18 protein-coding genes are annotated in these 23004 nt (G+C 61.4%); 7 read left to right on the forward strand and 11 right to left on the reverse strand.

Features of this window, described 5'->3' with window-relative positions; translation table 11 throughout:
• Positions 1 to 7: 7 nt before the first annotated feature.
• The gene (locus C5F70_RS16475) at positions 8 to 1258 is read right to left on the reverse strand and encodes a lipoprotein-releasing ABC transporter permease subunit (protein ID WP_026140246.1); all 1251 of its coding nucleotides are present in this window, start codon (positions 1256 to 1258) and stop codon (positions 8 to 10) included.
• 94 nt (positions 1259 to 1352) lie between these two features.
• Here C5F70_RS16475 and C5F70_RS16480 point away from each other — a divergent pair, with 94 nt between their 5' ends.
• Together C5F70_RS16480 and C5F70_RS16485 are read left to right on the forward strand one after the other, a co-directional pair.
• Positions 1353 to 1937, forward strand: a complete 585-nt coding sequence (locus C5F70_RS16480; RefSeq protein ID WP_017848787.1) for a PilZ domain-containing protein — start codon at positions 1353 to 1355, stop codon at positions 1935 to 1937.
• Positions 1938 to 1981: 44 nt separating this feature from the next.
• On the forward strand, positions 1982 to 2704 hold the full coding sequence (locus C5F70_RS16485) for a glycerophosphodiester phosphodiesterase (RefSeq protein WP_017848786.1): 723 nt from the start codon (positions 1982 to 1984) through the stop codon (positions 2702 to 2704).
• A gap of 42 nt (positions 2705 to 2746) precedes the next feature.
• On the opposite strand, the gene sthA is transcribed toward C5F70_RS16485, so the two are convergent.
• From sthA to C5F70_RS16500, 3 genes are all read right to left on the reverse strand, one after another.
• Entirely contained in the window at positions 2747 to 4141 is a 1395-nt protein-coding gene (gene sthA / locus C5F70_RS16490) for a Si-specific NAD(P)(+) transhydrogenase (protein WP_017848785.1), read from the reverse strand.
• A 188-nt stretch (positions 4142 to 4329) separates the two neighbouring features.
• Complete coding sequence (locus C5F70_RS16495) at positions 4330 to 5340, reverse strand: FAD:protein FMN transferase (RefSeq protein ID WP_017848784.1); 1011 nt, start codon at positions 5338 to 5340, stop codon at positions 4330 to 4332.
• A gap of 287 nt (positions 5341 to 5627) precedes the next feature.
• Complete coding sequence (locus tag C5F70_RS16500) at positions 5628 to 7091, reverse strand: glyceraldehyde-3-phosphate dehydrogenase (RefSeq protein ID WP_104903744.1); 1464 nt, start codon at positions 7089 to 7091, stop codon at positions 5628 to 5630.
• 340 nt (positions 7092 to 7431) lie between these two features.
• Here C5F70_RS16500 and mfd point away from each other — a divergent pair, with 340 nt between their 5' ends.
• The 3 genes from mfd to C5F70_RS16515 are packed head-to-tail and all read left to right on the forward strand — an operon-like array spanning position 7432 to position 14162.
• On the forward strand, positions 7432 to 10881 hold the full coding sequence (mfd, locus tag C5F70_RS16505) for a transcription-repair coupling factor (RefSeq protein WP_104903745.1): 3450 nt from the start codon (positions 7432 to 7434) through the stop codon (positions 10879 to 10881).
• An 11-nt stretch (positions 10882 to 10892) separates the two neighbouring features.
• Complete coding sequence (locus C5F70_RS16510) at positions 10893 to 11459, forward strand: CsiV family protein (protein WP_017848781.1); 567 nt, start codon at positions 10893 to 10895, stop codon at positions 11457 to 11459.
• Between the two features lie 9 nt (positions 11460 to 11468).
• Positions 11469 to 14162, forward strand: coding sequence for a DEAD/DEAH box helicase (locus C5F70_RS16515; protein ID WP_104903746.1), 2694 nt, complete (start codon positions 11469 to 11471; stop codon positions 14160 to 14162).
• Positions 14163 to 14285: 123 nt separating this feature from the next.
• Here C5F70_RS16515 and nagZ read toward each other — a convergent pair whose 3' ends face one another.
• A complete protein-coding gene (gene nagZ / locus C5F70_RS16520; protein ID WP_104903747.1) occupies positions 14286 to 15284 on the reverse strand; it encodes a beta-N-acetylhexosaminidase in 999 nt (332 codons plus the stop codon).
• 143 nt (positions 15285 to 15427) lie between these two features.
• A complete protein-coding gene (locus tag C5F70_RS16525) occupies positions 15428 to 16135 on the reverse strand; it encodes a TetR/AcrR family transcriptional regulator (RefSeq protein WP_046384321.1) in 708 nt (235 codons plus the stop codon).
• Positions 16136 to 16398: 263 nt separating this feature from the next.
• Here C5F70_RS16525 and lexA point away from each other — a divergent pair, with 263 nt between their 5' ends.
• Positions 16399 to 17007 (forward strand): transcriptional repressor LexA, encoded by a 609-nt coding sequence (gene lexA, locus C5F70_RS16530; RefSeq protein WP_003172575.1) that lies wholly within the window; start codon positions 16399 to 16401, stop codon positions 17005 to 17007.
• Positions 17008 to 17017: 10 nt separating this feature from the next.
• The gene (sulA, locus tag C5F70_RS16535) at positions 17018 to 17491 is read left to right on the forward strand and encodes an SOS-induced cell division inhibitor SulA (RefSeq protein WP_102617705.1); all 474 of its coding nucleotides are present in this window, start codon (positions 17018 to 17020) and stop codon (positions 17489 to 17491) included.
• Positions 17492 to 17607: 116 nt separating this feature from the next.
• On the opposite strand, the gene C5F70_RS16540 is transcribed toward sulA, so the two are convergent.
• The 5 genes from C5F70_RS16540 to fadA all read right to left on the reverse strand — a co-directional run bounded on the left by C5F70_RS16540 (position 17608) and on the right by fadA (position 22983).
• A complete protein-coding gene (locus C5F70_RS16540) occupies positions 17608 to 17841 on the reverse strand; it encodes a hypothetical protein (protein ID WP_017254451.1) in 234 nt (77 codons plus the stop codon).
• Between the two features lie 185 nt (positions 17842 to 18026).
• Positions 18027 to 18548, reverse strand: a complete 522-nt coding sequence (locus C5F70_RS16545) for a DUF6586 family protein (RefSeq protein WP_017848776.1) — start codon at positions 18546 to 18548, stop codon at positions 18027 to 18029.
• A 190-nt stretch (positions 18549 to 18738) separates the two neighbouring features.
• Complete coding sequence (topA, locus tag C5F70_RS16555) at positions 18739 to 21360, reverse strand: type I DNA topoisomerase (RefSeq protein WP_046384322.1); 2622 nt, start codon at positions 21358 to 21360, stop codon at positions 18739 to 18741.
• 114 nt (positions 21361 to 21474) lie between these two features.
• Positions 21475 to 21711, reverse strand: a complete 237-nt coding sequence (locus C5F70_RS16560) for a DUF1653 domain-containing protein (RefSeq protein ID WP_010563748.1) — start codon at positions 21709 to 21711, stop codon at positions 21475 to 21477.
• A gap of 96 nt (positions 21712 to 21807) precedes the next feature.
• The gene (fadA, locus tag C5F70_RS16565; protein ID WP_026140242.1) at positions 21808 to 22983 is read right to left on the reverse strand and encodes an acetyl-CoA C-acyltransferase FadA; all 1176 of its coding nucleotides are present in this window, start codon (positions 22981 to 22983) and stop codon (positions 21808 to 21810) included.
• Positions 22984 to 23004 lie beyond the last annotated feature (21 nt).

Consider the following 23004-nt stretch of genomic DNA (forward strand, 5'->3'; position numbering starts at 1 on the left):
GCCCGATTCACTCATAACGTAAGGCCTGTGCTGGCTGGGTACGTGCCGCGCGCCAGGCTGGATACAGGGTGGCAAGGAAACTCAGGACCAACGCAGCGCCGCCCACCATCAGCACGTCCTGGGCCTGAACCTGGGACGGCAAGTAATCGATGAAGTAGACGTCGGCGTTGAGAAACTTGTGGCCGATCAGGGTTTCGAGGCCGGCGATGGCAGCGCTGACGTTGAGCGCAGCCAGAATGCCCAGCGCGGTGCCGATCAAGGTGCCGACCACGCCGATCACCGTGCCCTGCACCATGAAGATCGCCATGATCTGCCCCGGCGTGGCGCCCAGGGTGCGCAGGATGGCGATGTCGCCCTTCTTGTCGTTCACCACCATCACCAGGGTGGAGATGATGTTGAAGGCCGCGACGGCGACGATCAGCAGCAACAGCAGGCCGATCATGGCTTTTTCCATGCGGATGGCCTGGTACAGGTTGCCGTGGGTACGGGTCCAGTCGCGGGCGTAGTACTGGCTTTCACCCAGGTGCTGGGCGATTTCCCAGGCGCCGCGCGGGGCGTCGAACAAGTCGTTGAACTTCAGGCGCAGGCCCTGCACCTGGTCCGGCTTCCAGCGATGCAGACGCGCCAGGTCGGTGAGGTTGGTCAGGCCGAGGTAGCCGTCGATCTCGCCAGCGCCGACGTGGAAGGTGCCGACCACGGTAAAGCGCTTCATGCGCGGAAACATGCCGGCCGGGGTCACAGTGACTTCCGGGGCGACGAAGGTCAGCTTGTCGCCGATGCCCACGCCGAGCTTGGCCGCGGCCTTGTCGCCGATGACGATACCGAAGCTGCCGGGCGCCAGGTCGTCGAGTTTGCCCTGCAGCATGAACTTGTCGATGATCGAGACCTTGCGCTCCTGGACCGGGTCGATGGCATTGAGCAGGATTTTCTGCACCTTGCCGTCATGGGTCAGCAACCCTTGCATCTGGGTGAACGGCGCCACGGCCACGACCTTGGGGTTCTGCTTGACCTTGTCGGCCAGGCTTTGCCAGTCGCTGATCGGTTCACCCGACTCGATGGTCGCGTGGGGCACCATGCCCAGCACGCGGGTACGCATCTCATGATCGAAGCCGTTCATCACCGACAACACCACGATCATCACGACCACGCCAAGGGCGAGACCGATCATCGAGGTCAAGGAAATGAACGACACAAAATGATTGCGACGCTTTGCACGGGTATAACGCGTGCCAATAAATACGAAGAGAGGTCTGAACATGTCGGGGCTTGTTCGGAGGAAAAGAAGACGTCCCGGTGGCGGGGTCTGGTAAGCAGCTTTACACTCAGACCATTACCGCTACTTTGGGTTCGCCATGTCGACATTAGATGAAGAAGAACGCCGCGAATACTACCGTATCGACGACATGATCGCACTTCAAATCAAAAGCCTGTCCGCCCCCGAAGCGGCGAGCAAGGAAGTGTTGCTGGATGATTCGCCGCTATTCAATCTACTCAGTGAACTGCACCTGAGCGAATTCGAAGCCCAACACCTGTTGCGCCAGCTCAGCGAGAAAGATCGCAGCCTGGCCGCCCTCCTCCGAATCCAGAACAAACGCCTGGATCTGCTCAGCCAGATCATGGCGCGCGGCCTGCTGGACGAAGTCGGCGCACCGCAGCCGGTGATCATTTCCGAAGGCGGCATCGACTTCCTGCACCCGACGCCCCTGGCACTCGACGCCCACCTGGCGGTCAAGCTGGTGCTGATGCCCCAGGCGCTGGGCCTGCTGTTACGGGCGCGGGTCACCCATTGCGATGCCAAGGGCGGCGCTTTTGCCATTGGCACGGAATTCGAATCGATGACCGACGCCCAACGCCAACTGCTGGCACGCTACATCCTGCAGAAACAGGCGCAGCAACGGCGCCTGGCGCGGGAACAGAGCGACGCCAAAGACACCTGAATTCGTATTCACCCCGCCAGACGACCTGGCGCAAAGGAGCAACTGTGACCCTGATCTACGGCCACCGCGGTGCCAAAGGCGAAGCACCAGAAAACACCCTGACCAGCTTCCAGCAGTGCCTCAAGCACGGTGTACGCCGTTGCGAATTGGATTTGCACCTGTCCATGGACGGCGAACTGATGGTCATCCACGACCCGACCCTCAAGCGCACCGCCGACCGGCGCGGCAAAGTCGTCGAGTATTCGGCGGCAGACCTGGTGAAGATGGACGCCCGCAAAGGCGGCCCCGGCTGGATCAACCCCTGCCCGATCCCGCGCCTGGAAGAGCTGTTCGAAAAGTGCGACTTCGATCACTGGCAACTGGAAGTCAAAAGCGCCTCGCGCACCCGCGCCGCGACCACCGTGCTGGCGATCCGGGAAATGGCCGTGCGTTTCGGCCTCATGGACAAGGTCACAGTGACCTCAAGCTCACGGGAAGTGTTGAAAGCGGCGGTGGAACTCACCCCGGACCTGTCGCGCGGGCTGGTGGCCGAATACGCCTGGCTCGACCCGCTGAAGGTCGCGCAAAACTATGGCTGTGAGTTTCTGGCGTTGAACTGGACGTTGTGTACCCCCGAGCGTCTGGAAAAAGCCCAGCGCCAGGGATTGCACGTGTCGGTGTGGACAGTCAACGAACCTGCGCTGATGCGCAGGCTCGCCGACTTCGGCGTAGATAGCCTGATTACAGACTTTCCCGGTTTGGCCACTGCCACGCTCGAGAATTACTGAAATCGGTCTCCCCGGCCGGCTCAGGCCACCGGCCGGAGCCGCTCAAAAAAGCCGGTTGAGGCCGTCGTAGGCCGCGACCCGATAGGCTTCCGCCATGGTCGGGTAGTTGAACGTGGTGTTGACGAAATACTTGAGGGTATTTTGCTCGCCCGGCTGGTTCATGATGGCCTGGCCGATGTGGACGATCTCCGAAGCCTGGTAGCCGAAGCAATGCACGCCGAGGACTTCCAGGGTTTCACGGTGGAACAGAATCTTCAGCATGCCTTGCGGCTCGCCGGCGATCTGCGCACGCGCCATGCTCTTGAAGAACGCCTTGCCCACTTCGTAAGGCACCTTGGCCTTGGTCAGTTCGTGTTCGTTCTTACCGATCGAGCTGATCTCCGGAATCGTGTAGATCCCGGTCGGCACGTCGTTCACATAGCGCCAGCTGCCATTGTCGACAATGCTGCCGGCGGCCGAACGGCCCTGGTCATGGGCGGCGCTGGCCAGGCTTGGCCAGCCGATCACGTCGCCGGCACCGTAGATATTCGACACGCAGGTGCGATAGTTCTCGTCCACTTCGATCTGGCCACGGTTGTTGACCTTGACCCCGACATTTTCCATGCCCAGCTTGTCGGTGTTGCCGGTACGACCGTTGCACCACAGCAAGGCGTCGGCCTTGATCTTCTTGCCGGACTTGAGGTGCAGGATCACACCGTTGTCCAGGCCTTCGACGCGCTCGTACTCTTCGTTGTGGCGCACGGTGATGTTGTTGTTGCTGAAGTGATAACTCAACGCCTGGGAAATTTCCGAGTCAAGGAAGCTCAGCAACTGCTCACGGTTGTCCACCAGCTCTACCAGCACCCCCAGGCCGCTGAAGATCGAGGCGTATTCGCAGCCGATCACGCCGGCGCCATAGATGATCAGTTTGCGTGGGGTATGGCCTAGGCTGAGGATGGTGTCGCTATCGTAGATACGCGGGTGGAGGAAATCGATATCCACCGGGCGATACGGGCGCGACCCGGTAGCGATGATGATGTGCTTGGCCACCAGCTTCTCGACCACACCGTTGGAGCAGACCACTTCGACGGTTTGCTCGTCGGCGAAGCTGCCGGTGCCGAAGAACAGGTCGACACGGTTACGGGCGTAGTAGCCGGTCCGCGAAGCCACCTGCTTGGCGATGACTTTTTCCGCGCTTTTGAGCACGTCCGGGAACGAAAACCAACGCGGCTCGCCAATGGCCCGGAACATCGGATTGGTATTGAACTGCATGATCTGGCGCACTGAGTGACGCAAGGCCTTGGACGGGATGGTACCCAGGTGGGTGCAGTTTCCGCCGACCTGGCGACGGCTATCGACCATTGCCACCTTGCGCCCAGCCTTCGCGGCGTTCATCGCCGCACCTTCTCCAGCCGGGCCGGAACCCAGTACTACCACGTCGTAGTTGTAGACAGCCATGCGTACTCCTCAGAACAGGCCAGGCGCGCGGTTTGACGCCTGGCTAAATCATGCCGCGGCCAGCGGTCATGAAGGACAATTTGGCTCAAGTGTGTGAACCCGGGCACAGTCTATATAAGGCTCAACGCCGCGCACATTAACCCTTGGTCGCGTCGTAGGCCAGTTTTGCCTTTACTACACAACGTGGATTACGGTTTCAGCGCCGTCATCTGTTCGAACGCCTGATTACTGCGCGTGACGAAAACGTCCCCCTCGCGCTGCACAAAAAACGCGGCGATCTGGTGCTGTTCGGCGTAATCCCAGCCTTGCTCCGGCCCAAGGATCAACAGCAACGTCGACAGTCCATCGGCCATCAGCGCCGACGGGTGCAACACTGTCACCGATGCCAGTTGATGGGTAATCGGCGCGCCGGTCCGCGCATCCAGTGTGTGGGAATAGCGCCGACCACCCTGCTGGAAATAATTACGATAGTCACCCGATGTGGACACACCAAAGCCGTCTACACGGATGATTTTTTCGGCGACCTGCTGGTCATCGCGAGGCTCTTCCAGCGCGACGCGCCAGGGCGAACCATCCGGTTTGTGGCCGGCAGCCTTGAGTTCGCCGGTGGCTTCGGCGAGGTAGTGATGGATACCCAGGCCGCTCAACAGCTCGGCGATACGATCCACCGCGTAACCGGCAGCAATGCTGTTGAAGTCGACCTCGACGGCGGCGTCCTTGCACAGTTGCTCGCCGTCGATGCGCAGATGCTGGTGACCGACCCGTTGACGCACCTCGGCCAGCGTCGCTGCGTCCGGCACCTTGAGTTGCCGGGCCTGGGGCCCGAACCCCCACAGGTTCAGCAGCGGTTCCACCGTCAGGTCGAACGCACCCGCGCTGGCCTGGGACAGTTGCTCGCCGGTACGCACCAGTTGCAGCACCGGTGCGGGCATCGGCTGGCAGCTATTGGCCGGCAGATTGTTGAAACGCTCGATATCCGAGTCGCTGCGGTAGGTCGACAGCTGTCGGTCGACATCCCCCAGGATTTTTTCCACCTGGCGCTGCAGCTCTTTCGGCGTAGGTGCCGTCGAGCTTCTGACATACTGGATCGAATAGGTGCTGCCCATGGTCGGCCCCCCAAACTGCTCCAGCGTATCGCCGCCACAGCCGGCCAGCGCCGCAAAACCGCACACCATCGCTATCTGTCGCAGATTGCCCATAAACCTGATCGCCGTCGAAAAGTGAATTAACCCGCAGGCGTACACCCTGGCAGGACCGCCCATTATGCGGCATGCCGTTATCTGTTTATGGCTGATGTTCGCACTCCCGGCGCTCACCAATGAGGCGGATCGTCCCACCTTGGCCGGCCACAGTTGACGGCGTATCGCCTGAAAAAATGCATTCCCCTGTAGGCGCAGGCTTGCGCGCGATGCCTCCCACACACCCAAAACCCACAGACAGAAAAAAGCCCCGAACCAGTCGGGGCTTTTTCATTCAACCTGGACGCTTAGCGCGGGAATGCAGGCGGGTTGACCCCAGCCATGTCTTCCATCACACGAACGACCTGGCAGCTGTAGCCGAACTCGTTGTCGTACCACACGTACAGCACAACACGGTTGTCCTGGGTAATGGTCGCTTCCGCGTCCACCACACCGGCGTGGCGCGAGCCAACGAAGTCGGTGGAGACCACTTCCTGGGAGTTGACGAAGTCGATTTGCTTATGCAGATCGGAGTGCAGCGCCATGTAGCGCAGGTACTCGTTCATCTCGTCACGGGTAGCGGCTTTCTCAAGGTTCAGGTTGAGAATGGCCATCGACACGTTAGGCGTCGGTACGCGGATCGCGTTACCGGTCAGCTTGCCGGCCAGCTCAGGCAGGGCCTTGGCGGCAGCGGTGGCGGCACCGGTCTCGGTGATCACCATGTTCAGCGCGGCGCTGCGACCACGGCGATTGCCCTTGTGGAAGTTGTCGATCAGGTTCTGGTCGTTGGTGTACGAGTGAACGGTTTCGACGTGGCCGTTGATGATGCCGAACTTGTCATTGACTGCCTTCAGCACCGGCACGATGGCGTTGGTGGTGCAGGAAGCGGCGGACACGATCTTGTCGTCAGCGGTGATTTCCATGTGGTTGATGCCGTGAACGATGTTCTTCAGCTTGCCTTTGCCAGGCGCGGTCAGGACAACGCGGGCAACGCCCGGGCAGGTCAGGTGCTGGCCCAGGCCTTCGGCGTCGCGCCATACGCCGGTGTTATCCACCAGCAGGGCGTCCTTGATGCCGTACTGGGTGTAATCCACCTCGGTCGGGTTCTTCGCGTAGATCACCTGGATCAGGTTACCGTTGGCGGTGATGGTGTTGTTTTCTTCGTCGATGACGATGGTGCCGTTGAACGGACCGTGTACCGAGTCGCGACGCAAGAGGCTCGCGCGCTTGGCCAGGTCGTTCTCGGCGCCCTTGCGTACCACGATGGCGCGCAGGCGCAGGCCGTCGCCGCCACCGGTTTTACCGATCAGGATGCGTGCCAGCAGGCGGCCGATGCGACCGAAGCCGTAGAGCACAACGTCAGTGCCTTTACGGGCGGAGGCGTTCTGCTTGCCGACCACGTCGGACATTTCTTCACGCACGAATTGCTCGACGGAACGGCCGTTGGCTTCAGCGCGGAACTTGGCGGCCAACTTGCCCAGGTCTACCGAAGCCGCGCCGAGCTTGAGCTCGCTCATGGCTTTGAGCAGAGGGAATGTTTCGTGGACGGAGAGTTCGCTGTCGTTGGTCGAACGATGGCGAGCAAAGCGATGCGCCTTGAGAATCGCGATGACTGACTGGTTGATCAGACTGCGGCCATAGATCGAGCTCACCACATTGTTATTGCGGTACAGCTGACCGATAAGCGGGATCATCGCTTCAGCGAGTGCTTCACGGTCGATCCATTCACCAAGACACTGGTCGGGCTTCTGAGTCACGGGAACCTTCCACATGTAGGGGCTGAAAAAAGGGGCTACATTATGCCGTCCGGCCGCCCCCGGAGCAATGCGCGTCCTACAACAAAACGCGCTTACCCAAAAAAGCCACCTCGCTGCAGCCCAGTAAATACGCGGGTTCCAGAAGGCCACTAGTGGAGCGGGCAGCACGACTTGTCCGTAACCCTCCGAAAACTATATGCATTTTGGCACTACATATTGAGTCAAAACGCGCCATTGTTTGTCTTAGCCACCACATTTCCCGCAAACCGTAATAGGCTCAGTCAGCAACTGACAGGCGGCACCTCGGGCCGTTACAATTACCGACTTTGTCGCAACGCTTGGAGCTCAACCTTCCGTGCCCGTTCTGCGTCTACCGCAACTCCCTGCCGCGGCAGGTAAACAGCACTGGGGCAATTTGCCCGGTGCCGCCCTGAGCCTGGCCATCGCCGAGGCTGCCAGCGCAGCCAAGCGCTTTACCCTGCTGCTTACCGCCGACAGCCAAAGCGCCGAACGGCTGGAGCAGGAGCTGAGCTTCTTCGCCCCCGATTTGCCGGTGCTGCATTTTCCCGACTGGGAAACCCTGCCCTACGACCTGTTCTCGCCGCACCAGGACATCATTTCCCAGCGCATCGCCAGCCTGTACCGCCTGCCGGAACTGGTCCACGGCGTGCTGGTGGTGCCGATCACCACGGCGCTGCACCGCCTGGCGCCGACCAAGTTCCTGCTGGGCAGCAGCCTGGTGCTGGATATCGGCCAGAAGCTCGACGTAGAGCAAATGCGTACACGCCTGGAAGCCAGCGGCTACCGCTGCGTCGACACGGTGTACGAGCACGGCGAATTCGCGGTGCGCGGTGCGCTGATCGACCTGTTCCCGATGGGCAGCAAGTTGCCGTACCGCATCGACCTGTTCGATGACGAAATCGAGACCCTGCGCACCTTCGATCCGGAAAACCAGCGCTCCATCGACAAAGTCGAGTCGATCAAACTGCTGCCGGCACGGGAATTCCCGCTGCAGAAAGACGCGGTGACGCGTTTCAAGGCGCGCTTTCGCGAACGCTTCGACGTCGACTTCCGCCGCTGCCCGATCTTCCAGGACTTGAGCAGCGGGATTACCCCCGCCGGTATCGAGTACTACCTGCCGCTGTTCTTCGACGAAACCTCCACCCTGTTCGACTACCTGCCCCAGGACACCCAGGTGTTCTCGCTGCCGGGCATCGAGCAGGCGGCGGAAAACTTCTGGAGCGACGTGCGCAACCGCTATGAAGAGCGTCGCGTCGATCCGTCCCGTCCTTTATTACCGCCGGCTGAACTGTTCCTGCCGGTGGAAGACTGCTTCGCCCGCCTGAAAAACTGGCCGCGCGTGGTCGCCAGCCAAGAGGATGTGGACGCAGGCAGCGGCCGCACGCGCTTCCCCGCGCAAAACCTGCCGAACCTGGCGATTGAAGCCAAGGCCAGCCAGCCGCTCGAAGCGCTGTCCCACTTCCTCGGCGATTTCGCCGGGCGCGTGCTGTTTACCGCCGAATCGGCCGGGCGCCGCGAAGTGCTGCTGGAGCTGCTGGAACGCCTGAAGCTGCGCCCGAAAACCGTCGACAGCTGGCCGGACTTCGTCGCCGGCAAAGAGCGCCTGGCGATCACCATTGCGCCGCTGGATGAAGGCCTGTTGCTGGACGATCCGGCCCTGGCGCTGATTGCCGAAAGCCCGCTGTTCGGGCAACGGGTGATGCAGCGCCGTCGCCGCGAAAAACGCGCCGACGCCAACAACGACGCGGTGATCAAAAACCTCACCGAACTGCGCGAAGGCGCGCCGGTGGTGCATATTGACCACGGTGTCGGCCGCTACCTGGGCCTGCAAACGCTGGAAATCGACAACCAGGCCGCCGAATTCCTCACCATGGAATACGCCGAAGGCGCCAAGCTGTATGTGCCGGTGGCCAACCTGCACCTGATCGCCCGCTACACCGGCAGCGACGACGCTCTGGCGCCGTTGCACCGCCTGGGTTCCGAGACCTGGCAGAAAGCCAAGCGCAAGGCCGCCGAACAGGTGCGCGACGTCGCCGCCGAGCTGCTCGACATCTATGCCCGTCGCGCCGCCCGCGAGGGTTATGCGTTCGCCGACCCGAAAGCCGACTACGCCACCTTCAGCGCCGGCTTCGCCTTCGAAGAAACCCCGGACCAGCAAACCACCATCGAAGCCGTGCGCGCCGACATGCTCGCGCCCAAGCCGATGGACCGCCTGGTGTGCGGCGACGTGGGCTTCGGCAAGACCGAAGTGGCGATGCGCGCAGCCTTCATCGCGGTGCATGGCGGCAAGCAAGTGGCGATCCTGGTGCCGACCACCCTGCTCGCCCAGCAGCACTACAACAGCTTTCGCGACCGCTTTGCCGACTGGCCGGTGACCGTGGAAGTGATGAGCCGCTTCAAATCCGCCAAGGAAGTGAACGCCGCCGTCGCCGACCTGGCGGAGGGCAAGATCGACATCGTGATCGGCACCCACAAGCTGCTGTCGGACGATGTGAAGATCAAGAACCTGGGCCTGGTGATCATCGATGAAGAACACCGCTTCGGGGTGCGTCAGAAAGAACAGCTCAAGGCCCTGCGCAGCGAAGTCGACATTCTGACCCTCACCGCCACGCCGATTCCGCGCACGCTGAACATGGCGGTGTCGGGCATGCGCGACCTGTCGATCATCGCCACTCCACCGGCGCGGCGCCTGTCGGTACGCACCTTCGTGATGGAGCAGAACAACAGCACGGTCAAGGAAGCGCTGCTGCGCGAATTGCTGCGCGGCGGGCAGGTGTATTACCTGCACAACGATGTGAAAACCATCGAGAAATGCGCCGCCGACCTCGCCGCACTGGTGCCGGAAGCACGCATCGCCATCGGCCACGGGCAAATGCGCGAGCGCGACCTCGAACAGGTGATGAGCGACTTCTACCACAAGCGCTTCAACGTGCTGATCGCCTCGACCATCATCGAGACCGGCATCGACGTGCCGAGCGCCAACACCATCATCATCGAGCGCGCCGACAAGTTCGGCCTGGCACAACTGCATCAACTGCGCGGCCGCGTCGGACGCAGTCACCACCAGGCCTACGCCTACCTGCTGACGCCACCGCGCCAGCAAATCACCGGCGACGCGGAAAAACGCCTGGAAGCCATCGCCAACACCCAGGACCTGGGCGCCGGCTTTGTGCTGGCCACCAACGACCTGGAAATCCGTGGCGCCGGCGAACTGCTCGGCGACGGCCAGAGCGGGCAGATCCAGGCCGTGGGCTTCACCTTATATATGGAGATGCTCGAACGCGCGGTGAAAGCCATCCGCAAGGGCGAGCAACCGAACCTCGACCAACCCCTGGGCGGCGGTCCGGAGATCAACCTGCGCTTGCCGGCATTGATCCCCGAAGACTACCTGCCGGATGTCCACGCGCGACTGATCCTGTACAAGCGCATCGCCTCGGCCACCGACGAAGAAGGCCTCAAGGACCTGCAGGTGGAGATGATCGATCGCTTCGGCCTGTTGCCGGAACCGACCAAGAACCTGGTGCGCCTGACCCTGCTCAAATTGCAGGCCGAGCAACTGGGGATCAAGAAGGTCGACGCCGGGCCGCAGGGCGGGCGCATCGAGTTCGAAGCGCAGACGCCGGTGGACCCGTTGGTGCTGATCAAGCTGATCCAGGGCCAGCCCAACCGGTACAAGTTCGAAGGGGCTACGCTGTTCAAGTTCATGGTGCCGATGGAACGTGCCGAAGAACGCTTCAATACCTTGGAGGCGCTGTTTGAGCGCCTCATCCCGAAATCTGTTTGAAGGACGCCCCAATGCGCGTGTTTCGCATTCTGAGCTTGTTATTAGTGGTACTCGCACCTTCGGCGTTTGCCGACAGCCTGTACCAAGTGGAAATGGTCCTGGTGCGCCAGAACGCGGAGCCGGTGATCAACAGCCGCGCCGCGCCGGAAGACTGGGATGCCGGCGCCGAGCGCCTGGGCGACAGAAGCAGCCCGGCGCGCCTGGGCACGATCGTCGACAAACTCCGCGCAGACGCCAACTACACGGTGCTCGCGCACAAGGCCTGGGAACAGAACCTCGGTGAGCAGCCGGTAAAAATCGCGATCACCGACGGCCGGGAGCAGTTCGGTCAGTTTCCCCTCGAGGGTGTGCTGAGCCTGCAACTGGGGCGCTTTACCGATATCGACGCGGACTTCTGGATCAACCAGTTCGACGGCAACGGCAGCGTCATCGCCAGCGAGCACCTGGCACAAAAAGACGTGCGGACCAAAAACAACCAGCTCAACTACCTGGATGGCGGCCACCTGGCGCTGCTGATCAAGATCACTTCGTTGACCGCCAAACAGCCCAGCGCACCGCCCGTCGACTTTCAGGACTGATCCAGCGCCATGCCCCTGACGTCGCCGCTCACCAAGCCCCTGGCCCCTTCGTGGGCCAATCGCTTCAAAGAACAAAGCCTGGAGCGCGGGCGGCGCTATGCCTTGGAGAACCGGGTACGCATCGTCGAGTCGGGCGACAGCACCATCATCGCCAGTTGCGAAGGCTCGGGCAGCAACGTCTACCGGCAGACCATCTCGTTGCGCGAATCGGCCAAGGGCACGCTGATCCTGGTGGACAGCCGCTGCACCTGCCCGGTACACACCAACTGCAAACACATCGCCGCGGTGCTGCTCAAGGTCCAGGAAACCCTGGCCTACCCGGCGGCGGCCCAGGACGCCGAACTGCTGGAAAAACTCCAGGCCGTGCTGGACAACCGCGTGGTACTGCCGCAAGTGGTGATGGACGACGTGCTGCCCGTGCCGCGCCTGTGGCTGGCCAGTGTCGCGTTCAGCGCGTTCGAGCCGCGCAACGGCAAGATGCAGCGCTATATCCAGCACCGTGCGGCGCTGTCGTTCAACTATCTGGGCAACTACGTCAGCGGGCAAAAGAACGCCGACATCATCGTCCGCCAGGAAACCCAGAGCCTGCGGATCAAGCGGCACCCCGAGTTGGAACAGCGCTATCGCGAACAACTGCGCCTGCTCGGTTTCAAGATCGCCACGCGCCAGAGCAAAGCGTTGCCGGAAAGTGCCGGCGAACTGTTCGAGATGGTCAATGACAGCGCCTGGCTGAACTTCACCCTCAACGCATCGCCGACACTGCGGGCCGAAGGCTGGGAGTTGCAGATCGACGACGACTTCGGCTTCGACCTGAGCCCGGTGGACGACTGGTATGCCACCGTCGACGAAGGCCCCGAGCGCGACTGGTTCGACCTGGAACTGGGGATCATCGTCAACGGCGAACGCCTGAGCCTGCTGCCGATCCTGCTCAACCTGATGCGTTCGCACACCGAAATCCTCAACCCGGAAAAACTCGCACGCCGCCGCGATGACGAACTGATCCTGGTCAACATCCCCGGCCTGCCCAACGGTGGCCACGGCCCGCTGCAAGTGGCGCTGCCCTACGGCCGTCTGAAACCCGTCCTGGCCACCCTCGGCGAGTTCTACCTGCAGGAACCCGGCACCACCACGCTGCGCCTGGCCAAGGCCGACGCGATCCGCCTCAACCCGCTGGAAGACCTGCCGCTGCAATGGGAAGGCGGCGAGAAGATCCGCACCTTCGCCCAGCGCCTGCGCGACATCAAGGATTTCACCTGCGTCGCGCCCGAAGGCTTGAACGCGACCTTGCGCCCCTATCAGCTGGAGGGCTTGAGCTGGATGCAGTCACTGCGCCAGCTGGAGGTGGGCGGCATTCTTGCGGACGACATGGGCCTGGGCAAAACCTTACAGACCTTGGCGCATATTCTCAGCGAGAAGATCGCCGGGCGCCTGGACCGCCCGTGCATGGTGGTGATGCCCACCAGCCTGATCCCCAACTGGCTCGACGAGGCCGCGCACTTCACGCCGCAACTCAAGGTCCTGGCGCTGTATGGCGCCACCCGCAAAAAGCACTTCGCAAACCTGCAGGACTACGACCTGCTGCTGACCACGTATGCGTTGCTGCCCAAAGACATCGAGCAACTCGCCGCCCTGCCCTTGCATGTGCTGATCCTCGACGAAGCGCAGTACATCAAGAACCCTTCGAGCAAGGCGGCCCAGGCGGCGCGTGAGCTGAACGCACGGCAGCGCCTGTGCCTGAGCGGCACCCCACTGGAAAACCACCTGGGCGAGCTGTGGTCGCTGTTCCACTTCCTGTTGCCGGGCTGGTTGGGCGACGTGAAAAGCTTCAACCGCGACTACCGCGTGCCGATTGAAAAACGCGCCAGCGATGTACGATTGCAGCACCTGAACGGTCGGATCAAACCGTTCCTGCTGCGTCGCACCAAGGAACAGGTGGCGACGGAATTACCGCCGAAAACCGAGATCATCCACTGGGTCGAGCTCAATGAAGCCCAGCGCGACGTGTACGAAACCATGCGCCTGGCCATGGACAAAAAAGTCCGCGATGAGATCACCCGCAAAGGCGTGGCGCGCAGCCAGATCATCATTCTTGAAGCGCTGCTCAAGCTGCGCCAGGTGTGCTGCGATTTGCGCCTGGTCAACGATGCCACCCTGCCGACGCGCGGCAGCAGCTCGGGCAAGCTCGACAGCTTGATGGAGATGCTCGAAGAGCTGTTTGCCGAAGGGCGCCGGATTCTGTTGTTCTCCCAGTTCACCTCGATGCTGAGCCTGATTGAACTCGAGCTGAAAAAACGCGGTGTCGCCTACGCGCTGCTGACCGGCCAGACCCGCGATCGGCGCACGCCGGTGAAAGACTTCCAGAGCGGCAAGCTGCAGATCTTTCTGATCAGCCTGAAGGCGGGTGGCGTAGGACTCAACCTGACCGAAGCCGACACCGTGATCCACTATGACCCGTGGTGGAACCCGGCCACGGAAAACCAGGCCACCGACCGTGCGTATCGCATCGGCCAGGAGAAACCGGTGTTCGTCTACAAGATGATTGCACGGGGCACGGTGGAGGAGAAAATCCAGCACCTGCAAAAGGAAAAGTCCGACCTTGCAGCGGGCGTGCTGGACGGGCGGACCACCGGGGATTGGCAGTTGGGCAACGAAGAGATCGAGGCGCTGTTTGCGCCGCTGCCCAACAAACAAGAAAAACGCTGACGGTTAGATCGCCCTCGCGGGCCAGCGCGCCGCCACATTCGACCGCACTTCGACAGAATGTACGCAATCAAGTGTAGGAGCGGGCTTACCCGCGATAGGCGCGCCGCCGTTTCAATCGATCAACTACGCATCCCGCAACGCGCCGAGCGCCACCAGCCAACGCGGGTCTTGCTTATACTCCATCGACGCAACCGCCTGCCCACGCATCCGTGCGATCCGCGCCGATGGCGTGACCTTCATCCGCTGGGCCGCGCTCAGCGCCAGTTCGGCAGCCGCCCGATCGTTGCACACCAGGCCCATGTCACAACCCGCCGTCAGTGCGGCCTCAATACGGCTGGCCGCATCCCCGACCACGTGGGCACCAGCCATGGACAGGTCGTCGCTGAAAATCACCCCGTCAAATTGCAATTCGCCGCGCAGGATGTCCTGCAACCAGCGGCGCGAGAAACCGGCCGGCTGGGCGTCGACTTGCGGGTAAATGACGTGGGCTGGCATCACCGCAGCCAATTGCCGGCTCAGGCGTGCGAAAGGTACCAGGTCATTGGCGCGAATCTGTTCCAGGCTGCGTTCGTCATTGGGAATCGCAACGTGGGAATCGGCCTCAGCCCACCCGTGCCCCGGGAAGTGCTTGCCGGTGGCGGCCATGCCGGCGCTGTTCATGCCGCGGATAAACGCCCCGGCAAGCACCGCGGCGCGCTCGGGGTTGCCCTCGAAGGAACGGCTGCCGACCACGGCGCTGCGCTGGTAGTCCAGGTCCAGCACGGGGGCGAAGCTCAGGTCCAGGCCGACGGCCAGGACTTCAGTGGCCATGATCCAGCCACACTGTTCGGCGAGGTATTCAGCGTTAGGGTGATCCGCCAGCGCGCGCATGGCCGGCAGGCGCACAAAACCCTGGCGCAGGCGCTGCACGCGACCGCCCTCCTGGTCGACCGCCAGCAGCAGGTCCGGGCGCACGGCACGAATCGCCGCGCTCAATTCCCGCACCTGGCGCGGATGCTCGATATTGCGCGCAAAAATGATCAGGCCGCCCACCTCAGGCTGGCGCAACAGGTGGCGATCCTCGGCCGTCAGCCAGGTACCGGCAACGTCGACCATCAAAGAACCTTGCAGGGCAGCAGTCATAAACCTTCCTTAAATAACGCACACAACCCATTGCCCTCGCGGCGCGACGGGCGCGGCAAGAGCAATGGGTTGCGAGTAAATAGCTGAATTCGGCATGGGCGGCTAGCTTAGCGGATGCTGGCGGCCGCGCACACCCGGGGCGGTCAAACCTTCGCGGGGATTGGCGTCGATTTGCTGCGCGGACGCAATTGCGCGGCGGCCATGGTCTGGTCGGTCACGCCGGTTTCGGCGCGCATGCCGGCAGCGAGGAACGGCACCATCAGGCGCATCACCTGCTCGATGGAGGTGTTGACGCCAAAGTCGGTCTCGGCAATCGCCCGCAAGGCCTTGATCCCGGACATGCTGAATGCCGCCGCGCCGAGCATGAAGTGTACGCGCCAGAACAATTCGATCGGCGGGATGCGCGGGGCGGCTTCGTTGACCAGCAACATATAGCGGCGGAACACCTTGCCGTACATGTCTTCCAGGTAGCGGCGCAGGTGGCCCTGGCTCTGACTGAACGCCAGGCCCAACAGGCGCATGAAGATCGACAGGTCGTTGCCGCTGCGTGGCTGCACCACCAGCGCTTGCTCAACGAGGATTTCCAGCAGTTCTTCCAAGCTTGGCTTATGGTCGGCCTTGGCCTGGCGGCGTTCGAGCTCACGGTCGAGACTGGCGCAGAACGGCCCCAGGAAACGCGAGAACACCGCCTGGATCAGGGCTTTTTTCGAGCCGAAATGGTAGTTCACGGCGGCGAGGTTGACCCCGGCCTTGCTGGTGATCAGCCGCAATGAGGTTTCAGCAAATCCTTTTTCCGCGAACAATTGCTCGGCAGCATCGAGAATGCGTTCAACGGTTTCCGACTGGGCCATGGCTACTCCGCCTGACAAACACTTGTTTGAAACATACGTTTCAGCTTGTGTCTTGTCAAGCCTGCGGGTTCGCTTTCCGGCCGGGCAGTCATCTATTTGAACGCTATTTAATCACATCCTTTCAACTCTGTAGGCAGCGCTGTCTTTGCGTTGTAGGAGGGCTGACGAATGACCGTCCAGCGGACGCGCAAAAAAGGATGATTGCCAAGCGCAGTCCACTGTATATAATCCCAGTCACTGTATAAAAAGACAGAGCGATCAACATGCTAAAACTGACGCCACGCCAAGCTGAGATTCTGGCTTTTATCAAGCGCTGCCTCGACGACAACGGCTACCCGCCGACGCGCGCGGAAATTGCGCTGGAACTGGGGTTCAAATCCCCCAACGCCGCCGAAGAACACCTCAAGGCCCTCGCTCGCAAAGGCGCGATCGAGATGACCCCGGGCGCTTCGCGGGGCATTCGCATCCCCGGTTTCGAAGCCAAGGCCGACGAATCGACCCTGCCGATCATCGGCCGCGTCGCTGCCGGCGCGCCGATCCTGGCGCAACAGCACGTCGAGGAATCCTGCAACATCAACCCGACCTTCTTCCATCCTCGCGCCGACTACCTGTTGCGGGTGCATGGCATGAGCATGAAGGACGTGGGCATTTTCGACGGTGACCTGCTGGCCGTCCACACCACTCGTGAAGCCCGTAACGGCCAGATCGTCGTCGCCCGCATCGGCGATGAAGTCACCGTCAAACGCTTCAAGCGCGAAGGCAGCAAGGTCTGGCTCCTGGCCGAGAACCCTGAGTTCGCCCCGATCGAAGTCAACCTGAAAGACCAGGACCTGGTGATCGAAGGCCTGAGCGTCGGCGTCATTCGCCGCTAAAGGAGGCATCATGCAGCTCGTGCACACCCCACAACACACACAACTGTCGCTGTTCGAGGCCTTCATGGCCCAACCCCTTGCGCCCATCCTCAAGGAAACGGTCGAGGCGCCCTGGTGCGCCGAGCCTGAGGCGTTCAGTGAACTGTCGTTGCGCGGTGCGGCCGGGAGCTGCCTGAGCCTGCTGGCGCCGATCCTGCGTGAACTGAGCGAGGAACAGGATGCACGCTGGTTGACGCTGATCGCCCCACCCGCCAGCCTGACCCAGGCTTGGCTGCGGGACGCCGGTCTCAACCGCGAGCGCATCCTGTTGCTGCAACCACGCGGCGCGCAAAGTGCCCAGCAGTTGACCTGCGAAGCCCTGCGCCTGGGCCGCAGCCATACAGTGGTGAGCTGGTTGAACCCGCTGAATGCCAACGCCAAGCAACAGTTGATCAGCGCTGCGCGTACTGGCAATGCGCAGAGCTTGAATATTCGTTTGGGGTAATTCGAGGTGCCGCAGGCTAGCCCTGTGGCAAGGGAGCTTGCTCCCATTGGACGGTACAGCAATCGCATGTTCAGGGCCGCTTAGCGCCCCAGCGGGAGCAAGCTCCCACGCCACACTCAGTGCAGAACCCGTGGACCGTCTTCTTTCTCCGGTTCGCCTTCCGCCAGGCGGCCTGCCATCTGTACGCCAACGCTCAACATGGCTTTTGCCACTTCCACGTGCTGGCCTTGCAGGAACGCCTTGGCGTCTTCAGAAAAGTCCAAGATAACCAGAGAACCCTCGTCCTCAGCCCGGCGCAGCTCGATTCGGCCGTCAGGCAATTCAACAATTTCCAGAAAGGACGTTGGCATAAAAGTCTGTTCTCCACGAAAGGCCGGGATTATATCAGTCATCTGCCAGGCCTCGCAGTGGATCTGGCGAGGTTTCTTTACGGCTGGATGAATGGTGCTTAGTGAGCCACAATTTTGATTGGCACCCATCTGCGCAGGTGCCTTGGCTGTCAGCTCGCAATGATCACCGGCTCAACGAGCGTGTCTCAGCACTCGTTCAAACCTTCGCGAAACCGCAGCGCCATGTTTTTCAGCTCCTGGCGCCAACCTTCGAGCTCTTCGCGGCTCAACGGCTTCGGTTCATCCTCTTCCAGCGACAGCGCCACGATCAACGGCTGTGTCACATCGCCCTTGGGCACATGGGGAACACGTGGCGGCTGGAACATATCGGCATGCGCTTTGAGCAGGCGTGCCACCCAACTGTCGGGGCTTTGCGCCATTTCCACCAATTCGGCGAGTTCAGGGATCGCCATGGCGTCCAGCACTTCGCGATTCATGATCATTTCCGCACGCGGCGAACCGGCCTGGGGCAAACGGTAGAACCCGGCGATTTCATGACACAGCCCGAGCAAGGCGCCGTACAGGTGGAACAGGGCCGCCTCACGCCCCGCCTGGACCAGCGCGATGGCGTTCATCTCCTTCCCTTCCTCGGCACGGCCAAGGGCTTCCAGGGACAAACCCGCGAAGTAAATTTTCTGATTGGTACGGGTATAGAGTTCGTTGGCCATGACGGCAATCTCCACAACGAATAGGCGTAATGCTGGTATGTAGGAGCGAGCTTGCTCGCGAAAAACCTGGGGGCGCCGTGGGGCATCAGGTTTTTCGTGTAATCGTTAACGACCTTCGCGAGCAAGCTCGCTCCTACAGCAAGCAAAAGCCGTCTATGCAGACGGCTTTTAGCGTTATCAGATTAACCGATCAAGCGCCCTGGCGCTTGTCCTCGACCTTCCACTTGCCGCCGTCGTAGAACGCCTTCCAACCGGTCGGCTTACCGTCCACTTCGGACTGCACGTACTGTTCCTTGGTCTTGCGGCTGTAGCGGATCACGGCCGGGCGACCGTCCGGGTCCTTCTTCGGCGCTTCGCACAGGAAGTGGTACTTCGGATCGATCTCATCCTTGTGCGGCACAATCTCGAGCACCAGCGGCGCACGGGTCTCGCGGTTTTTCGGGAACTGGCTGGCAGCCAGGAACAGCCCCGAAGCGCCATCACGCAGGATATAGGTGTCGTTGACCTTCTCGCACTTGAGTTCGGGCATCTTCACCGGGTCCATCTTCGGCGGCGCCGCGTCACCGCTTTTCAGCAGTTTGCGGGTGTTCTTGCACGTCGGGTTGGTGCAACCGAAGAACTTGCCGAAACGGCCGGTCTTGAGTTGCATCTCGCTGCCGCACTTGTCGCATTCCAGGCTCGGGCCTTCGTAGCCTTTGATGCGGTAGCTGCCCTCTTCGATCTCGTAGCCGTCGCAATCCGGGTTGTTACCGCAGATATGCAACTTGTGCTTCTCGTCCAACAGGTAGGCATCCATCGCCGTGCTGCAGATCGGGCAGCGGTGCTTGCCACGCAGCACCAGCGATTCGGATTCACCCTCGTCGTCGGCGGCGATTTCATCGCCCGGCACCAGGTTGACGGTGGCCTTGCAGCGCTCTTTCGGCGGCAGGCTGTAGCCCGAGCAACCGAGGAACACGCCAGTGGACGCGGTACGAATCTGCATCGGCCGGCCGCAGGTCAGGCACGGGATGTCGGTCATCACCGGCTGGTTGGCACGCATGCCGCTGTCCGGGCTTTCGGCCACTTCGAGTTTTTTCTTGAAGTCGCCGTAGAACTCGTCGAGCACGCTCTTCCAGTCGCGCTCGCCCTGGGCCACGTCATCGAGGTTCTCTTCCATGCCGGCGGTGAAGCCGTAGTCCATCAGGTTGGAGAAACTCTCGGACAGACGCTCGGTGACGATGTCGCCCATTTTTTCCGAATAGAAACGCCGGTTGTGCAGCGCCACGTAGCCACGGTCCTGGATCGTGGAGATGATCGCCGCATAGGTCGAAGGACGACCGATACCGCGTTTCTCCATCTCTTTCACCAGGCTGGCTTCCGAATAACGCGCCGGTGGCTTGGTGAAGTGCTGGGACGGGTCGAGCTTGATCAGCTTCAACGTGTCGCCCTGGGCCATGTCCGGCAGTACGTCGTCGTCGCCTGGCTTGGCGATTTGCGGCATCACGCGGGTGTAGCCGTCGAACTTGAGGATACGGCCCTTGGCACGCAGCTCGAAGTCGCCTGCGCCCACGCTGACGGTGGTGGACAGGTATTGCGCCGGCAGCATCTGGCAGGCCAGGAACTGGCGCCAGATCAGCTCATAGAGGCGCTCAGCGTCACGTTCCATGCCGCTCAGCTTGCTCGGCTCGGTGTTGGCGTCGGAAGGACGAATCGCTTCGTGAGCCTCCTGGGCGCCTTCTTTGCTGCTGTAGACGTTTGGCTTCTCCGGCAGGTACTTCTTGCCGAACTCGCTTTCAATATACGTGCGCGCCATCGCCACCGCGTCTTGCGACAGGTTGGTGGAGTCGGTACGCATATAGGTGATGTAGCCGGCTTCGTACAGACGCTGGGCCATCATCATGGTTTTCTTCACGCCGAAGCCCAGGCGGTTACTCGCGGCCTGTTGCAGGGTGGACGTGATGAACGGCGCTGACGGCTTGCTGCTGGTCGGTTTGTCTTCGCGCTTGACGATGCTGTAGCTGGAAGACTTGAGCTTCTCCAGCGCGGCCATGGCCTGGGCTTCGTTCAGCGGCTTGAAGGCCTCGCCTTTTTCACGGGCCACTTCAAAGCGCACGTTGGCGCCCTTGGCGGTGCCGAGGTCGGCGTGGACTTCCCAGTATTCTTCAGGGTTGAACGCACGAATCTCGCGCTCACGCTCCACCACCAGCTTGACCGCGACCGATTGCACACGGCCAGCAGACAGGCCACGGGCAATCTTGGCCCACAGCAGTGGCGAGACCATGTAACCCACGACACGGTCGAGGAAACGACGGGCCTGCTGGGCGTTGACGCGGTCGATATCCAGTTCGCCCGGCTTGGAGAAGGCTTCCTGGATGGCTTTCTTGGTGATTTCGTTGAACACCACACGCTTGTAGCGGCTGTCATCACCGCCGATGGCTTCCCGCAGGTGCCAGGCAATGGCTTCCCCTTCGCGGTCCAAGTCCGTTGCGAGATAGATGGTGTCGGCATCTTTGGCGAGCCGGCGCAGCTCTTCGATGACCTTTTCCTTGCCCGGAAGGATTTCGTACTTGGCCTTCCAGCCATGTTCCGGGTCCACACCCATGCGCGAGACCAGCTGCTTGCGCGCTTTCTCTTTAGGCGTGAGCACCGGACCTTCGCCCGCAGCCGCCTTGCCGCGCTTGGCGGCAGGCTCCTTGCTGGCGCTAGCCGAACCGCTGGTGGGCAGGTCTCGGATATGGCCGATACTCGACTTCACCACGTACTCGTTGCCCAAGTACTTGTTGATGGTCTTGGCCTTAGCCGGGGATTCCACAATGACCAGCGATTTGCCCATGGATCGGAAAATTCCTGAATTCGAGAAGTGAAAGGCAGTTGGCGCCTGACGCGGCAACGCTATATATAGTGGCAACCGGGTGAGGTCAAGCGCAGCATTCTGCGCAGCCTGCCGTTATTGCCCTGAAAAAAGACTGGGTTCGGCCTGCACCAAAGCAAAGCGTGGGACCTGTTCGCCGTCAACTTCGACGGACTCGAGGAACATGCTCAACGGGCGCACCCAAAAGCCGTAATCGCCATACAGTGCTTGGTAGAACACCACTTCTTCTTCGGTCTCGGAGTGCCGCGCCACATTAAAAACGCGGTACTGCGGACCTTTATAATGTTGGTAGAGCCCTGGTTCGACTTTCATGCTCTGGCCACCTTACAAAATTTGTTAAAAAAAATAATAAAACTACCGAAAAACAAAAACCGGGGCACTGGGCCCCGGCTTCCGTCAACCCAACGCTTAAAGACGTTCGAAGACGGTGGAAATGCCTTGGCCGAGACCAATGCACATGGTTGCAACCCCGAGGTTGCCGCCATTTTGCTTCATCACATTGAGCAAAGTGCCGGAGATTCGCGCGCCGGAGCAACCGAACGGGTGGCCCAGGGCGATCGCGCCGCCGTGCAGGTTAACCTTCTCGTTCATCTTGTCGAGTACTTTCAAATCTTTCAGCACCGGCAGGGCCTGTGCGGCGAAGGCTTCGTTGAGCTCGAAGAAGTCGATATCGGCGACGGTCAGGCCCGCGCGCTTCAAGGCTTTTTGTGTCGCCGGTACCGGACCATAGCCCATGATCGCCGGGTCCACACCCGCTACGGCCATCGAACGAATCACCGCCATCGGCTGGATACCCAGGTCCTTGGCACGCTGCGCCGACATCACGATCATGCACGAGGCACCGTCGGTGATTTGCGACGAAGTGCCGGCTGTCACGGTGCCGCCCTTTGGATTGAACGCCGGTTTCAAGGCGGCCAGGCTTTCCAGGGTGGTATCCGGACGAATGGTTTCGTCGTAGTCGAACAGTTTCAGGAAACCGTTCTCGTCGTAGCCGTTCATCGGGATGATTTCATCCTTGAACTTGCCTTCCACGGTCGCCTTGTGGGCGAGCTGGTGGGAACGCAGGCCGAACGCATCCTGGGCTTCGCGGGTAATGCCGTGCATCTTGCCGAGCATTTCCGCGGTGAGGCCCATCATGCCCGAGGCTTTTGCCGCGTGCAGTGACATGTGCGGGTTGGGATCGACACCGTGCATCATGCTGACGTGGCCCATGTGCTCCACGCCACCGACCACGAATACATCACCGTTGCCGGTCATGATCGCCTGGGCAGCCGTGTGCAATGCGCTCATCGACGAACCACACAGGCGGCTGACCGTCTGGGCGGCCGCGGTGTGCGGGATCTGGGTCAGCAAGGAAGCCATGCGGGCGATGTTCCAGCCCTGCTCCAGGGTCTGGTTGACACAGCCCCAGATCACGTCTTCGACTTCGTTCGGGTCGACCTTGACGTTACGCTCCAGCAATTTGCTGATCAGGTGCGCCGACATGTCTTCGGCGCGGGTGTTGCGGTGCATGCCGCCCTTGGAGCGGCCCATCGGCGTGCGACCGAAGTCGACAATCACGACGTCTCTTGGATTCAAGCTCATAAATATTCTCGCTCAAGTGTA

The sequence above is a fragment of the Pseudomonas sp. LH1G9 genome (assembly GCF_002949975.1).
GTDB classification, from domain to species: Bacteria; Pseudomonadota; Gammaproteobacteria; order Pseudomonadales; family Pseudomonadaceae; genus Aquipseudomonas; species Aquipseudomonas veronii.

What these genes read in the sequence shown, in the direction of transcription:
- C5F70_RS16545 (WP_017848776.1), bottom strand. Translation starts at nt 18,548, where the DNA reads ATGGCCAACGAACTCTATACCCGTACCAATCAGAAAATTTACTTCGCG.
- C5F70_RS16540 (WP_017254451.1), bottom strand. Translation starts at nt 17,841, where the DNA reads ATGCCAACGTCCTTTCTGGAAATTGTTGAATTGCCTGACGGCCGAATC.
- C5F70_RS16560 (WP_010563748.1), bottom strand. Translation starts at nt 21,711, where the DNA reads ATGAAAGTCGAACCAGGGCTCTACCAACATTATAAAGGTCCGCAGTAC.
- topA (WP_046384322.1), bottom strand. Translation starts at nt 21,360, where the DNA reads ATGGGCAAATCGCTGGTCATTGTGGAATCCCCGGCTAAGGCCAAGACC.
- nagZ (WP_104903747.1), bottom strand. Translation starts at nt 15,284, where the DNA reads ATGACTGCTGCCCTGCAAGGTTCTTTGATGGTCGACGTTGCCGGTACC.
- sthA (WP_017848785.1), bottom strand. Translation starts at nt 4,141, where the DNA reads ATGGCTGTCTACAACTACGACGTGGTAGTACTGGGTTCCGGCCCGGCT.
- C5F70_RS16525 (WP_046384321.1), bottom strand. Translation starts at nt 16,135, where the DNA reads ATGGCCCAGTCGGAAACCGTTGAACGCATTCTCGATGCTGCCGAGCAA.
- C5F70_RS16495 (WP_017848784.1), bottom strand. Translation starts at nt 5,340, where the DNA reads ATGGGCAATCTGCGACAGATAGCGATGGTGTGCGGTTTTGCGGCGCTG.
- fadA (WP_026140242.1), bottom strand. Translation starts at nt 22,983, where the DNA reads ATGAGCTTGAATCCAAGAGACGTCGTGATTGTCGACTTCGGTCGCACG.
- sulA (WP_102617705.1), top strand. Translation starts at nt 17,018, where the DNA reads ATGCAGCTCGTGCACACCCCACAACACACACAACTGTCGCTGTTCGAG.
- C5F70_RS16515 (WP_104903746.1), top strand. Translation starts at nt 11,469, where the DNA reads ATGCCCCTGACGTCGCCGCTCACCAAGCCCCTGGCCCCTTCGTGGGCC.
- C5F70_RS16510 (WP_017848781.1), top strand. Translation starts at nt 10,893, where the DNA reads ATGCGCGTGTTTCGCATTCTGAGCTTGTTATTAGTGGTACTCGCACCT.
- C5F70_RS16500 (WP_104903744.1), bottom strand. Translation starts at nt 7,091, where the DNA reads ATGTGGAAGGTTCCCGTGACTCAGAAGCCCGACCAGTGTCTTGGTGAA.
- C5F70_RS16475 (WP_026140246.1), bottom strand. Translation starts at nt 1,258, where the DNA reads ATGTTCAGACCTCTCTTCGTATTTATTGGCACGCGTTATACCCGTGCA.
- C5F70_RS16480 (WP_017848787.1), top strand. Translation starts at nt 1,353, where the DNA reads ATGTCGACATTAGATGAAGAAGAACGCCGCGAATACTACCGTATCGAC.
- lexA (WP_003172575.1), top strand. Translation starts at nt 16,399, where the DNA reads ATGCTAAAACTGACGCCACGCCAAGCTGAGATTCTGGCTTTTATCAAG.